Here is a 14105-nt window from a genome sequence, read left to right as displayed (position 1 = left end):
CCGAACATGCCATGAGCGATGGTTGCGCCGCTTGCCCCCACCCCTGCCCTCCCCCCGGAAGGGGGAGAAATACCGGGCTCAGTCCGGCGTGAACTTCCTGTTGAAGATTTCCACGTCCGCCGCGTCCTCGAACGTCGCCACCTGCCCCATCCTCCCGTCGCTCATCCTGCAGGCCGAGAACAGGCTGTAGCGGCCCTTGAAGTAAAACTCATCCATCACGATCAGCGCGTACGGATACGGCACGAAGACCTGATGCTCGAAGATGATGCGATGCACGTTCCTCGGCGACGGGAAGAGCTTGTAGTCGTTGGTGTCGATCGACTTGGCGGTGGCCATGGTGTGCTCGCTCGCTTCTTCTGCGTTCAGGCCGGATCGCGCACGTCGGCCACGGGGTTGTTGCCGAAGTCTTCGCGCGCCAGGTAGTTGAGCACCTTGGCCGCTGCGGTGGCGGGGCTGTCGAGCCGGCCGTCCTCCTTCATGCTCACGAAGCGCGTGCGGTCCGGAAACTTCTCGGCCGATGCGCCGCGCAGCTGCACCTGCATGTCGGTGTCGATGATGCCAGGCGCCAGCGAGACGATGCGCGCACCGTTCGGTGCATTCGCTTCTTCCAGCGCCACGGCGCGCGAGAAATGGTCCATGCCGGCCTTGGACGCGCAGTAGGGCGCCTGGCTGCCCATGGCGTTGCGGCCCAGGCCCGACGAGATGTTCAGCACCTTGCGTGCACCACGCCATTCGCGCGTCGCGCCCAGGAACGCGGCCGTCAGCAGCATCGGCGCTTCGAGGCCGATGCGCAGGGCCAGCGACAGCTCGGCCTCGACGGCGCTGGACAGCGGCGCGGGGTTGCCGACGGTGCCGGCGTTGTTGATGAGCGTGACGCTGTCGAAGCGTAGCGCGTCAATGGTCTTGAGCCAAGCCGACACGCGGGCCGATGCGGCCACGGGGTCGGACAGGTCCTGCTCCCATTGCACGAGTTCGGCCCCGGCGGCCTTGGCTACCTCAGCAAGCGCCGGATCCTGCTTGCGCGAGATGCCCAGCACCGTGTGGCCGGCCTGCAGCAGCTGTTCGGCCATGGCACGGCCCAGGCCACGCGAGGCGCCGGTGATAAGGGTGAGGTGGGAAGCGGTCATCGGGAAGCTCTTTCTTGAACGAAGGCGGGGAGGTTAAGCGGTATCGAGAGGCCCTGGTGCTCAACCGGTACGGAACTGCTTGCGCAGGAAGTTGCGGTGGCGGGCGATGTGCTGCAGCTGCGCAGGCGCGATGGTGCCGTCGAGGTCGACCTCGTCTGCGCCGTTGAGTACCGCATTGGCATTGGCCATGGCACGCGCGACGACTTCTTCCTCGCTCACGCCGAGCTGCGCCGCAAGGTCGAGCGCCACGCGTCGCATCGCGCGCTGCGAGAGCATCCACATCGCGCCGAAGCGGTCCCACGCGAGCGCGGCCTCTTCGGACTTCTCGCGGTCGGCAAGAATTTCGCTGAGCGGCTTGGCCAGTATTTCGTTGAGCGCATCGAGCTTCTCGTTCAACGCGTCGTTGCGTTCGATGGCCTCCTGCAGCGTCGGGCCGGCGTCCTCGGCCTTCGTCTTCGGCGCCTCTGACGGCGAGATGAAGGCGGCTTCCGCGTTCGCGGGCACCACCTGGAGCTGGTCTTTGAGGGTCATGTGTTTTCCGTTTCCGCCGAGGCGTTCTTCTTGTTCGACATCGCGGTCGCGCGCAGGCCCGGCAGGTCGAGCACGCGCAGCCCACCGTACTCCACGCGGATCAGGCCCTGTGCCGAGAGGCCGTTCAGCGCCTCGTTCACGCGCTGGCGCGAGAGGCCGACCAGGTAGGCCAGCTCCTGCTGCGTGATGCGCAGCACCTCGCCTACGCCCGGGTACAGCACCGGATTGAACAGCGACACCAGGTTGCGTGCCACGCGCGCGTCAGGGTTGTTGAGCCGGTCGATCTCCAGCGCCGCGATGAACTGGCCCAGCCGCTCATTCAGCTGGTTCATCACGAAGCGGTTGAAGCCGATGGAGTGGTCGAGCAGCCAGTGGAAGCTTTCGATCGGCAGCCCCGCCACCAGGCTGCGCCGCAGCGCCTGGATGTTGTAGCGGTAGGGCTCGCGCTTCATCACCGTGCCTTCGCCGAACCAGCCGCCTGGCGGCACGCCTGTGTAGGTGACCGAGCCGCCGTCGGCGTTGTCGTTGCTCATCTTGAGCAACCCCTCGACCACGCCGAACCAATAGGTGGGCGAGCGCCCGACGCGGCACACGAGGTCGCCGGGCTCGGCCTCGCCCACAACCAGCGCGGCTTCGGCGCGGCGGCGCTCGGCGGGCGTGAGCGTGGGCAGCCAGGGGATGCCTTCGAGTTCCGCGGCATTGGCGGGACGCACGCGATCCTTGATCGAACCGCCGAGCACGTTGTGGTTGAGATTGCCGTGAGGCATCGGGAAACTCCGGGGAGTAGTGTCCCTAGGATTGTCGTTGGAATGACAACCGGGCGTCAAAGTGAGACCTACGATCCGCCCACTGTGCAAACAACCGCCCCCACCTTCCCCCGTCTGCTGCTCGCGCATGCCGAGGCCCAACCCGAGGCGCCCGCCGTGCGCGAGAAGGACCTCGGCATCTGGCAAACCTGGACCTGGAACGCCGTGGCGCAGGAAGTGCGCGAGATGGCCTGCGGCCTCGCGAGCCTCGGCTTCAAGGCCTTCGACAACCTCGCCATCGTCGGCGCCAACCGGCCACACCTCTACATGGCGGTGATCGCCGCGCAAAGCCTGCGCGGCGTGCCGGTGCCGCTGTACCAGGACGCGGTGGCGAGTGAAATGGTCTTCATGCTGCAGGACGCGGCCGTGGAGTTCGTGGTCGTCGAAGACCAGGAGCAGGTCGACAAGCTGCTCGAGTGCCGCGAGTTGCAAAAAGACCAGCAGCACGGCATCCGCCACATCATCTACGACGACCCCAAGGGCCTGCGCCACTACGACCAGCCGGGGCTGATGAGCTACGAACAGCTGCGCGCGCTGGGTCGCGAATTCGACAAGGCCAACCTGGGCTACTACGACCGCGCCGTGGCCGGCGGCGAAGCCACCGACGTGGGCGTGATCCTCTACACCTCGGGCACCACCGGGCGCCCCAAGGGCGTGTGCCAGACGCATGCGAGTTTCATCGCAGCGGGTCGCGGCGGCGTGGAGACCGACAGGCTCGGCCCCGGCGACAACATCATGAGCTACCTGCCGATGGCGTGGGTGGGCGACCACCTGTTCTCGGTGGCGCAGTGGCTGGTGGGCGGCTTCACGCTCAACTGCCCCGAGTCGGCCGAGACGGTGATGAACGACATGCGCGAGATCGGCCCGAGCTACTACTTCGGCCCGCCGCGCACCTTCGAAGGCTTGCTCACTGCAGTGTCGATCCGCATGGAAGACGCGGCGGCGCCCAAGCGCTGGCTGTACGCGAAGTTCATGGCCCTGGCACAGCGCGTGGGCGCGGACATCCTCAACGGCGCGCCCGTGGGCACCGGCGACCGGTTCATGTACAGCCTGGGCAACCTGCTGATCTATGGGCCGCTGCGCAACGTGCTGGGCATGAGCCGCATCCGCGTGGCCTATACGGCCGGTGCCGCCATCGGGCCCGACCTGTTCCGCTTCTACCGCTCCATCGGCGTGAACCTCAAGCAGTTCTACGGCCAGACCGAGACCTGCGCCTACGTGTGCCTGCAGCAGGACGGCAAGGTCAAGCTGCAGACCGTGGGCACGGCCGCGCCGGGCATCGAGCTGAAGATCGCCGAGGACGGCGAGGTGCTGGTGCGCGGCGTGTCGGTGCTCAAGGAGTACTACAAGCGCCCCGACGCCACCGCCGAGGTGCTCGATGCCAACGGCTACTTCCACACCGGCGACGCGGGCGTGCTCGACAGCGAGGGCCACCTGCGCATCATCGACCGCGCCAAGGACGTGGGCCGGCTCGTGGGCGGCGCGATCTTCGCGCCCAACTACATCGAGAACAAGCTCAAGTTCTTCCCGCAGATCAAGGAAGCCGTGTGCTTCGGCAACGGCCGCGACGAAGTGTGCGCCGCCATCAACATCGACTACGAGGCCGTCGGCAACTGGGCCGAGCGCCGCGGGCTGGCGTACGGCGGCTACGTCGACCTGGCCGGCAAGCCCGAGGTTCTGGCGCTGGTGGCCGACTGCATCGCCAAGGTGAATGCCGACCTTGCAAGCGAGGACGGCATGGGCGAGACGCAGATCGCGCGCTTCCTGGTGCTGCACAAGGAGCTCGATCCCGACGACGACGAGCTGACCCGCACGCGCAAGGTGCGCCGCGGCTTCATCGCCGAGAAATACGCGGTGCTGGTCAGTGCGCTCTACGGCGGCAAGACCGAGCAGTTCATCGAGACGCAGGTCAAGTTCGAGGACGGACGCACGGGCTCGGTGAGTGCCACGCTGAAGATCGTCGACGCGAAGCGCTTTCCACTGGTCAAGGCGGCCGCATGAACGCGCACAACCACACCGAGGCCTCCATGCTTGCAACAACGACCCGAGGCGGCCGCAAGGACGGCGAGGTCATCCTCGACGTCCAGAACATCTCGCTGAGCTTCGGCGGCGTGAAGGCGCTGACGGACATCAGCTTCAACGTGCGCGAGCACGAGGTGCGCGCCATCATCGGGCCGAACGGCGCGGGCAAGAGCTCGATGCTGAACTGCATCAACGGCGTGTACTGGCCGCAGCAGGGCTCCATCACCTTCCGGGGCCAGACCTTCAAGCACATGAACTCGCGCCAGGTGGCCGAGATGGGCGTGGCGCGCACCTTCCAGAACCTGGCGCTGTTCAAGGGCATGAGCGTGCTCGACAACATCATGACGGGGCGCAACCTCAAGATGAAGAGCGGCCTGTTCGCGCAGGCGCTGCGCTGGGGTCCGGCCGAGCGCGAGGAATTGCGGCATCGCGAGTTCGTCGAGCACATCATCGACTTCCTGGAGATCCAGGCGCACCGCAAGACGCCGGTAGGCCGCCTGCCCTACGGCCTTCAGAAGCGCGTGGACCTGGGCCGCGCGCTCGCGATGGAGCCGCAGGTGCTGCTGCTCGACGAGCCGATGGCCGGCATGAACGTGGAAGAGAAGCAGGACATGAGCCGCTTCATCCTCGACGTGAACGACGAGTTCGGCGCAACCATCGTGCTGATCGAGCACGACATGGGCGTGGTGATGGACATCTCCGACCGCGTGGTGGTGCTGGACTACGGCAAGAAGATCGGCGACGGCACGCCGGATGAAGTGCGCAACAACGAAGACGTGATCCGCGCCTACCTCGGCGTCGAGCACTGATCACGAAAGAACACGATGGGCTTTTTTCTTGAAACCCTCTTCGGCGGCCTCATGGTCGGCATGCTCTATTCGCTGATCGCCATCGGCTTCGTGCTGATCTACAAGGCCTCGGGCGTCTTCAACTTCGCACAAGGCGCGATGGTGCTGTTCGCGGCGCTGGCCATGGCACGCTTCTCCGAGTGGTTCCCGCTGTGGTTCGGCTTCCAGAACCAGATCCTTGCGAACATCCTGGCATTCGTTGCCGCGATGGCGGTGATGGTCGTGGTGGCCTGGCTGATCGAGCGGCTCGCGCTCAGCAAGCTGGTGAACCAGGAAGGCATCACGCTGCTGATGGCCACGCTGGGCATCGCCTACTTCCTCGACGGCGTGGGCCAGACGATCTTCGGCAACGACATCTACAAGATCGACGTGGGCATGCCCAAGGAACCGCTGATGGTGCTCGAAGGCACCTTCCAGGGCGGGCTGCTGCTGAGCCAGGAAGACCTGATCGCCGCGCTGGTGGCGGCAGGGCTCGTGGTGGTGCTGGCGATCTTCTTCCAGAAGACGGCCACGGGCCGCGCCCTGCGCGCGGTGGCCGACGACCACCAGGCCGCGCAGTCGATCGGCATCCCGCTCAAGCGCATCTGGGTGATCGTGTGGTCGGTGGCCGGCTTCTCGGCACTGGTGGCCGGGATCATCTGGGGCTCCAAGCTGGGCGTGCAGTTCTCGCTCTCGCTGGTGGCGCTGAAGGCGCTGCCGGTGGTGATCCTCGGCGGGCTCACATCGATTCCGGGCGCCATCATCGGCGGCCTGCTGATCGGCGTGGGCGAGAAGTTGTCCGAAATCTATCTCGGCCCCATGCTTGGTGGCGGCATCGAGATCTGGTTTGCTTATGTGCTGGCACTGGTCTTCTTGCTGGTTCGCCCGCAAGGCCTGTTCGGCGAAAAAATCATCGATCGGGTCTGAGCAATGTTCTATAGAGAAAACGGCCAGTTCAAGTCGAGCTACCGCGCCGACCAGCAGATCTTCCCGATCGCGCAGGACCGCCTCGCGATCCTCGTGCTGCTGCTCGTGGCTTTCGTCGTGGTGCCGCTCGGCGTGTCCGACTACTGGATGCGCGCCATCCTCACGCCCTTCCTCATTCTTTCGCTCGCGGCCCTGGGCCTCAACATCCTCGTGGGCTACTGCGGGCAGATCTCGCTGGGCACCGGTGCCTTCATGGCGGTGGGCGCGTACGCGGCCTACAACTTCCAGGTGCGCATCGACGGCATGCCGCTCATTGCCTCGCTGCTGCTGGGCGGCCTGTGCGCGACGGTGATCGGTGTGCTGTTCGGCATTCCGAGCCTGCGCATCAAGGGCCTGTACCTTGCAGTCGCCACGCTGGCCGCGCAGTTCTTCACCGACTGGGCGTTCCTGCGCATCCAGTGGTTCACCAACAATTCGTCCTCGGGTTCGGTGAGCGTGGCGGGACTCAACGTGTTCGGCGTGCCCATCGAGTCGCCGGTGCAGAAGTACCTGTTCTGCCTGATCTTCGTGGCGGTGTTCGCGCTGCTTGCAAAGAACCTGGTGCGCAGCGCCATCGGCCGCGAGTGGATGGCGATGCGCGACATGGACGTGGCCGCCGCCGTGATCGGCATCCGACCGGTGTACGCCAAGCTCACGGCCTTCGCGGTGAGCAGCTTCATCGTCGGCGTGGCCGGCGCGCTGTGGGGCTTCGTGCACCTGGGTGCATGGGAGCCGGCGGCGTTCAGCATCGACCGCTCGTTCCAGCTGCTGTTCATGGTGATCATCGGCGGGCTCGGCTCGATCATGGGCAGCTTCTTCGGCGCCGCATTCATCGTGCTGCTGCCGCTCTTTCTGAACCAGCTGCCGGGGTGGCTGGGCTTCTCGATCTCCACCGCGCTGGCCTCGCACCTGGAGACCATGATCTTCGGTGCGCTGATCGTGTTCTTCCTGATCGTGGAGCCGCACGGGCTGGCGCGCTTGTGGTCCACGGCCAAGGAGAAATTGCGGCTCTGGCCCTTCCCCCACTGAATTCCCGTTCGTACGTAAAAACCGGCACCGAGGTGCCCACATAAGGAGACAGGCATGAAACTGAAATCGCTCGCTCTGACCGCCGCCCTGGTGGCCAGCACCCTCGGCGCCCTGCTGGCGCCCTCGCTCGCGCAGGCACAGGCCAAGGAACAGTTCTTCCCGCTGCTGGTGTACCGCACCGGCCCCTATGCGCCCAACGGCACGCCCTGGGCCAACGGCAAGCAGGACTACATCAAGTACATCAATGCCACCGGCGGCATCAACGGCGTGAAGATCGCGTACGAAGAGTGCGAGACCGGCTACGCCACCGACAAGGGCGTGGAGTGCTACGAGCGCCTGAAGGGCCACCCCGGCGTGGCGTTGTTCGACCCGCAGGCCACCGGCATCACCTTCGCGCTGACCGACAAGGTGCCGACCGACAAGATTCCGCTGATCACGCTGGGCTACGGCCTCTCGGCCTCGCAGGACGGCGGCGTCTTCAAATGGAACTTCCCGCTGATGGGCTCCTACTGGACCGCGGCCGACATCCTGATCCAGCACATCGGGAAGAAGGAAGGCGGCATGGACAAGCTCAAGGGCAAGAAGATCACCCTCGTGTACCACGACTCGCCGTTCGGCAAGGAACCGATTCCGCTGCTGCAGGAGCGCGCGAAGCAGAACGGCTTCGAGCTCTCGCTGATCCCGGTGACCGCGCCCGGCGTGGAGCAGAAGTCGGCCTGGCTGCAGGTACGCCAGCAGCGGCCCGACTATGTGCTGCTGTGGGGTTGGGGCGTGATGAACTCCACCGCGCTCAAGGAGGCCGTGGCCACGGGCTACCCGCGCGAGAAGATGTACGGCGTGTGGTGGGCCGGCGCGGAACCTGACGTGAAGGACGTGGGCGCCAACGCCAAGGGCTACAACGCGCTCGCGCTCAACACCTCGGGCACGCAACCCAAGGTGATCCAGGACATCCTGAAGCAGGTGCATGACAAGGGCCAGGGCACGGGGCCGAAGGAAGAAGTGGGCTCGGTGCTCTACACGCGCGGCGTGATCATCCAGATGCTCGGTATCGAGGCCGTGCGGCGCGCGCAAGAGCGCTTCGGCAAGGGCAAGGTCATGACCGGCGAGCAGGTGCGCTGGGGCATGGAGAACCTCGCGCTCGACCAGAAGAAGCTCGACGCGCTGGGCTTCTCGGGCGTGATGCGCCCGGTGAGCACCTCGTGCCAGGACCACATGGGCTCGACCTGGGCGCGCGTGCACACCTGGGACGGTGCCAAGTGGGGCGGCATGTCCGACTGGTACGAGGCCGACAGCCAGATCATCAAGCCGATGGTGAAGGCCGCCGCCGACAAGTACGCAGGCGAGAAGAAGCTGACGCGCCGCGAAGCGGCGGACTGCAGCTCCTGACGCGCAGCTGATCCGTGGCGGCTCGCGAGAGCCGTCATTCGAAAGAGCAGCGTCGTCGTTGTTCTTTCGAATGCTTCGGACCACACCATGAGCGAACCCAACATCCTTCTCAACGTCAACGGCATCGAGGTCATCTACAACCACGTGATCCTCGTGCTCAAGGGCGTGTCGCTGACCGTGCCCGATGGCGGCATCGTGGCGCTGCTCGGCGGCAACGGCGCGGGCAAGACGACCACGCTGCGCGCGGTGAGCAACCTGCTCGCGGGCGAACGCGGCGCCGTCACCAAGGGCACCATCGAGCTGCGCGGCGAGCGCATCGAGGCGCTGTCGCCGGCCGAGCTTGTGAAGCGCGGGCTGATCCAGGTGATGGAAGGCCGCCACTGCTTCGCGCACCTGACGATCGAAGAGAACCTGATGACCGGCGCCTACACGCGCACCGATGGCAAGGCCGCGGTGCAGCAGACGCTGGAGAAGGTCTACGCGTACTTCCCGCGCCTGAAGACGCGGCGCACTTCGCAGGCGGCCTACACCTCGGGCGGCGAGCAGCAGATGTGCGCCATCGGCCGCGCGCTGATGGCCAATCCGAGCATGGTGCTGCTCGACGAACCCTCGATGGGCCTGGCGCCGCAGATCGTCGAAGAGGTGTTCGAGATCGTGAAGGACCTCAACGCCAAGGAGCGCGTGACCTTCCTGCTGGCCGAGCAGAACACCAACATGGCGCTGCGCTATGCCGACTACGGCTACATCCTGGAGAACGGCCGCATCGTGATGGACGGCGCGGCGCAGAGCCTGCGCGAGAACGAGGACGTGAAGGAGTTCTACCTCGGCGTTGGCGGTGCGGACCGCAAGAGCTTCCGCGATGTGAAGAGCTACAAGCGGCGCAAGAGGTGGTTGGCTTGACAGATGTGCGTGGTTCTTCGGGGCGCGCTCACGCCGACGGCGTGCTTCTTTTCTCGAATGTCCACCGCCCTTCGGGCTCCTCCTTTATTTCGCGAAAAGAAGCCCACCGCCGACGTGATCGTTCAGAGCAGTCGTTGAGGAGCCCGAAGTGCGGGGGACATTCGCGGAGGGGAGTACCCGGCGGCCTGTGCACGCGCCCCGCACAACCCCAGCGTAGTTGGAAAACCGAATTGAAAGACAAAGGGGACGGACATGACCGACCACTACGACAAGCTTGAAATCCGCGACCCCGCCGAACGCGAGCGCGACCTTCTGGCCGCATTGCCGAAGCAGATCGCGCAAGCGCAGACCGCCGCACCGGCGTTCGCGAAGATCCTCGACGGCGTCAAGCCCGCCGACATCACCACGCGCGAAGCCCTCGCCAAACTGCCTGTCACGCGCAAATCCGAACTGCTCGAGCTGCAGAAGGCACGCCGCGCGGACGATCCGTTCGGTGGCTTTGCCTCCATCGTGCGCGGGCCTCGCATGCTGCGCATCTTCGCGAGCCCCGGCACCATCTACGAACCCGAGGGCGAGGCCCGCGACTACTGGCGCACCGCGCGCGCGCTGCATGCGGCGGGCTTTCGCGCCGGCGAACTCATCCACAACAGCTTCAGCTACCACATGACGCCCGCGGGCTCCATCATGGAAAGCGGCGCGCGCGCCATCGGCTGCACCGTGTTCGCGGGCGGCACCGGCCAGACCGAACAGCAGCTCGAGGCCATCGCCGACCTGAAGCCCGAAGGCTATGCGGGCACGCCGAGCTTCCTGAAGATCCTGCTTGAGAAAGCTGCGGAGAAGGGCATGAAGCTGCCCTCGCTCACCAAGGCGCTGGTGTCGGGCGAAGCCTTTCCGCCGAGCCTGCACGACTGGATTGCCGCGCATGGCGTGAAGGGCACGCAGTGCTACGCCACGGCAGACCTCGGTCTCATCGCCTACGAAACCAGCGCGCGCGAAGGCCTGGTGATCGACGAAGGCGTGCTGGTCGAGATCGTGCGCCCCGGCACCGGCGATCCCGTGCCCGACGGCGAGGTCGGCGAGATCGTCGTCACCAGCTTCAACCCCGACTACCCGCTCGTGCGCTTCGGCACCGGCGACCTCTCGGCCGTGCTCGCGGGCACCTGCCCCACCGGCCGCACCAACAAGCGCATCAAGGGCTGGCTCGGCCGCGCCGACCAGACCACGAAGGTGCGCGGCATGTTCGTGCATCCCTCGCAGGTGGCCGAGATCGTGCGGCGCTTTCCCGAGGCGCGGCGCGCGCGGCTTGTGGTGTCGGGCGAGATGGGCGACGACAAGATGACGTTGACGCTCGAATGCGCGGGCGCCGTGCCCATAGGGTTTCAGGCCCGCGTGGGCGATGCGATTCGCGAAGTGACCAAGCTACGCGGCGAAGTGGTCGTCGTGGGCGCAGGCGAACTGCCCAACGACGGCAAGGTGATCGACGACGTGCGCAGCTACAAGTAGCGGCGGTACAGCCCGCGCGTGGTGGCGCGCATCAGCACCACCACGAGCACCGAATAGGCCAGCACGAGCGCCAGGGCGAAGCCGATGAGCCCGCCCGCGGAGTCATGGCCGCGCGCCCACATCGACAGTACCAGCCACGCCAGCGCGATGGCGATGCAGCTCGCCTGCACCAGCACGAAGGCCAGCACCGCCGCCGCCACGGCCCTGAAGGGGCGCACACGCACCAGCCCGGCGCTGGCGCCGAGCCAGCCGCCCCACAACGCGAGCGCGAAGGCCACCAGCGGCGGCACCATCCAGGCGAGCAGCAGCTCGAGCCCCTCCATGCCACTCGCCACGGAAGTCCAGCGGCTCACGACCACACCGCTCCACATCTGCAGCGACGCGAACAGCGAGGCACCCACCAACGCCACGGCGCGACGTGGCGATGAGCCGATGGCTTCGTCGTCTTGCATGGCAGAGGGTGCGGCGCGGCCTGCCCTCAGCGCGAACCAGGCTGCAACCCACACACCGAGCACGAGCACGATCAGCTGGACAACGGACTGCAGGAACATGAACGCGGCCATCGCAGTGCGCATGGAATCCGGGCCAAAGAAGTCCTGCAGGCGGCCGCCCGGCATGAAGAGCAGTTGCACTTCGTAGAGCAGCGGGCTCAGCGCGTAGAAGTTCAGCACCAGCACCACCGCGTATGCCGCGCCATAGCGGCTGCGGAGATGGGACAGCTGCGCCACGCTGTCCACGCCGCGCTTTTCGAGCGCGTTGCGCCCATGGCTCCAGGCCAGCGCCGCTGCCAGCAACCAGGCCATGCCGACACTGAACACCATTGGAATCCACACGCCCGGAAGGGCATAGGTGCTGCGCAGCTGCTTGCTGTCAGGCGAGTCGGGCCAGAGCAGCATGACCATGTTGACCGCCAGCATCGCGGCACCGATGGCCACGGTGACGAGCGCGAGATCGCGCGGCAGTCGCCGCGCACGTGCGTGAGAAGGGGTTGCCGTCATTGGAATACTTTCGCCTTGCAGGGCGCATGCCGCTGCATGCGAAGAGAGCAAGGGTATCGGATGACGGCGCGTGTGCGGTGCAGGTTCAGTGCACGAATGCGCCACGCGGCCAGCCGCGTCGGTCAATGAAGCTCAGGCTCGTGCGCCAGCTCGAAGAGCTTCGTCATCTCGCGGTTGAATGCCGGCAGGTCGTCGGGCTTGCGGCTCGTCACGAGCGCCTGATCGACCACGACATCCTTGTCGCTCCACTTCGCTCCGGCGTTCTTCAGGTCGGTGCGCAGCGAAGGCCACGAGGTCATCTTGCGTCCCTTGACGCCGCCCGCCTCGATGAGCGTCCACGGCCCATGGCAGATCGCCGCGATGGGCTTGCCCGCTTCGACGAAGGCGCGCACGAACGCCACGGCCTTCTCGTCGATGCGCAGCGCGTCGGGGTTCATGACGCCACCGGGCAGCAGCAGCGCGTCGAAGTCACCTGCGTCGGCGCGCTTCAGCGGCACGTCGACCGCAAAACTGTCGGCAGGCTCATGGTGGTGCCAGCCGCGCACGGTGCCGGCGAGCGGCGAGACGATCTCCGTCTGCGCACCGGCACCGTCGAGCACCTTGCGCGGCTCGGTCATCTCGACCTGCTCGAAGCCGTCCGACACGAGGATGGCGACCTTCATTCCGTCGAGGGAAGAGGAGGTGATGGGCATGAGTGAATCTCCTTCGGGGTTGCTGCATAAAAAAAGCAATGAAGATTCACCCTAGGCCACGCCCACCTCGCCCGCATCGTCCTGCGCCGGATCCGCCTGTCGGACAGTTCGACAGGCGGCAAACTCCTCTTACGAGCCGCAGGATTTGTTTGCCCGATTCCGCAGGGCAGACATATTTCACCCGAAGGAATCGTCGAGCCCGGGCGCCCTCGGCCCCCGGCCGCCTCTAAGGGCTATCCGGTATAGGTCAGGCTGTGGTCAGCCTTTAAGATCGCGGCCTTTTTATCCCCCTCCCGGAGACGTCATGAAGAAACTGTTCGCCCTCGCGGCGATTGCCGCCGCAGCCGCCGGTGTCCACGCCCAGGATTTCCCTGCGGGCAAGACCGTCACGCTGGTGGTGCCTTTCGCGGCCGGCGGCCCGACCGACCGTGTCGCACGCGACCTGGCGGAAGCCATGCAGAAGACGCTCGGCACCACCATCGTGGTGGACAACACCGCGGGCGCGGGCAGCTCCATCGGCACAGCCAAGGTAGCGCGCGCCGCGCCCGATGGCTACACGCTGCTGCTGAACCACATCGGCATGTCGACGATGCCGGCGCTCTACCGCAAGCTGCCCTTCAACGTCGAGAACGACTTCGAGTACCTCGGCATGGTCAATGAAGTGCCGATGACGCTGATCGGCAAGCCCGGCCTGCCCGCCAACAACTACAAGGAACTGACGGCCTGGATCGCCGCCAACAAGGGCAAGATCAACCTCGGCAACGCCGGCCTGGGCGCCGCCTCGCACCTGTGCGGCCTGCTGTTCCAGAGCGCGCTGAAGGTCGAGATGACGCCCGTGCCGTACAAGGGCACGGCCCCGGCCATCGCCGACCTGCTGGGCGGCCAGATCGACCTGCTGTGCGACCAGACGACCAACACCACCTCGCAGATCGAGGCCAAGAAGGTCAAGGCCTATGCGGTCACCACGAGCAAGCGCCTGACCACGCCGGCCCTGAAGGACCTGCCCACGCTCGACGAGTCGGGCCTCAAGGGCTTCGAGGTGACGATCTGGCACGGTGTGTATGCGCCCAAGGGCACGCCCGCGCCGGTGCTGAAGAAGCTCAACGAGGCCATCAAGGCCGCGATGAAGGACCCGGGCTTCGTCAAGCGCGAAGAGGCGCTGGGCGCGGTGATCACGACCGACAAGCGCACCGAGCCGGCCGAGCACAAGAAGTTCGTCTCGGCCGAGATCGCCAAGTGGGGCCCGATCATCAAGGCGGCTGGCGTGTACGCCGACTAGCTGTTGCTCGCCCCCCAGGCGGCGCGGCAAAGCCGGTTC

General features: G+C 66.2%; 14 protein-coding genes. 8 read left to right on the top strand and 6 right to left on the bottom strand.

Translation table 11 applies throughout. The features are described 5' to 3' along the window. Nucleotides 1-78: 78 nt before the first annotated feature. The 4 genes from ACCD11_RS22625 to ACCD11_RS22610 are packed head-to-tail and all read right to left on the bottom strand — an operon-like array spanning nt 79 to nt 2425. Nucleotides 79-336, bottom strand: coding sequence for a hypothetical protein (locus tag ACCD11_RS22625; protein WP_413315520.1), 258 nt, complete (start codon nt 334-336; stop codon nt 79-81). A 26-nt stretch (nt 337-362) separates the two neighbouring features. After that, entirely contained in the window at nt 363-1127 is a 765-nt protein-coding gene (locus ACCD11_RS22620; RefSeq protein ID WP_413315519.1) for an SDR family NAD(P)-dependent oxidoreductase, read from the bottom strand. Nucleotides 1128-1187: 60 nt separating this feature from the next. Beyond that, nucleotides 1188-1658 carry a hypothetical protein gene (locus ACCD11_RS22615; RefSeq protein ID WP_007830563.1) on the bottom strand — a complete coding sequence of 157 codons (471 nt, stop codon included), beginning with the start codon at nt 1656-1658 and terminating at the stop codon, nt 1188-1190. Then, the gene (locus ACCD11_RS22610) at nt 1655-2425 is read right to left on the bottom strand and encodes a Crp/Fnr family transcriptional regulator (RefSeq protein WP_007830562.1); all 771 of its coding nucleotides are present in this window, start codon (nt 2423-2425) and stop codon (nt 1655-1657) included. The genes ACCD11_RS22615 and ACCD11_RS22610 overlap by 4 nt, the downstream gene beginning before the upstream one ends. A gap of 42 nt (nt 2426-2467) precedes the next feature. Between ACCD11_RS22610 and ACCD11_RS22605 the strand changes: the two genes are divergently transcribed. From ACCD11_RS22605 to ACCD11_RS22575, 7 genes are all read left to right on the top strand, one after another. Further along, on the top strand, nt 2468-4465 hold the full coding sequence (locus ACCD11_RS22605; RefSeq protein ID WP_007830561.1) for an AMP-binding protein: 1998 nt from the start codon (nt 2468-2470) through the stop codon (nt 4463-4465). Then, nucleotides 4462-5295 carry an ABC transporter ATP-binding protein gene (locus tag ACCD11_RS22600; RefSeq protein WP_413315518.1) on the top strand — a complete coding sequence of 278 codons (834 nt, stop codon included), beginning with the start codon at nt 4462-4464 and terminating at the stop codon, nt 5293-5295. Before ACCD11_RS22605 ends, ACCD11_RS22600 begins: the two co-directional genes overlap by 4 nt. Before the next feature lie 15 nt (nt 5296-5310). Then, nucleotides 5311-6240 (top strand): branched-chain amino acid ABC transporter permease, encoded by a 930-nt coding sequence (locus tag ACCD11_RS22595; protein ID WP_413315517.1) that lies wholly within the window; start codon nt 5311-5313, stop codon nt 6238-6240. Nucleotides 6241-6243: 3 nt separating this feature from the next. Next, nucleotides 6244-7308: a branched-chain amino acid ABC transporter permease gene (locus tag ACCD11_RS22590; protein WP_007830558.1), complete on the top strand. Its 1065-nt coding sequence runs from the start codon at nt 6244-6246 to the stop codon at nt 7306-7308. 54 nt (nt 7309-7362) lie between these two features. After that, nucleotides 7363-8694: an ABC transporter substrate-binding protein gene (locus ACCD11_RS22585; RefSeq protein ID WP_007830557.1), complete on the top strand. Its 1332-nt coding sequence runs from the start codon at nt 7363-7365 to the stop codon at nt 8692-8694. Nucleotides 8695-8781: 87 nt separating this feature from the next. Continuing rightward, nucleotides 8782-9594: an ABC transporter ATP-binding protein gene (locus tag ACCD11_RS22580; protein WP_007830556.1), complete on the top strand. Its 813-nt coding sequence runs from the start codon at nt 8782-8784 to the stop codon at nt 9592-9594. 252 nt (nt 9595-9846) lie between these two features. After that, nucleotides 9847-11097, top strand: coding sequence for a phenylacetate--CoA ligase family protein (locus ACCD11_RS22575; RefSeq protein ID WP_007830555.1), 1251 nt, complete (start codon nt 9847-9849; stop codon nt 11095-11097). Here ACCD11_RS22575 and ACCD11_RS22570 read toward each other — a convergent pair. Next, nucleotides 11088-12095 (bottom strand): hypothetical protein, encoded by a 1008-nt coding sequence (locus ACCD11_RS22570; protein ID WP_413315516.1) that lies wholly within the window; start codon nt 12093-12095, stop codon nt 11088-11090. The two genes, ACCD11_RS22575 and ACCD11_RS22570, sit on opposite strands and share 10 nt — an antisense overlap. 122 nt (nt 12096-12217) lie before the next feature. After that, a complete protein-coding gene (locus ACCD11_RS22565; protein ID WP_413315515.1) occupies nt 12218-12787 on the bottom strand; it encodes a type 1 glutamine amidotransferase domain-containing protein in 570 nt (189 codons plus the stop codon). A 304-nt stretch (nt 12788-13091) separates the two neighbouring features. On the opposite strand from ACCD11_RS22565, the gene ACCD11_RS22560 reads away from it, so the two are divergent. Beyond that, entirely contained in the window at nt 13092-14066 is a 975-nt protein-coding gene (locus tag ACCD11_RS22560) for a tripartite tricarboxylate transporter substrate-binding protein (RefSeq protein ID WP_007830551.1), read from the top strand. Nucleotides 14067-14105: the final 39 nt, after the last annotated feature.

Origin of the sequence: Variovorax sp. Varisp36, from assembly GCF_047304235.1 — a bacterium.
GTDB lineage: Bacteria > Pseudomonadota > Gammaproteobacteria > Burkholderiales > Burkholderiaceae_C > Variovorax.
This window is presented reverse-complemented; position numbering and strand designations above follow the sequence as displayed.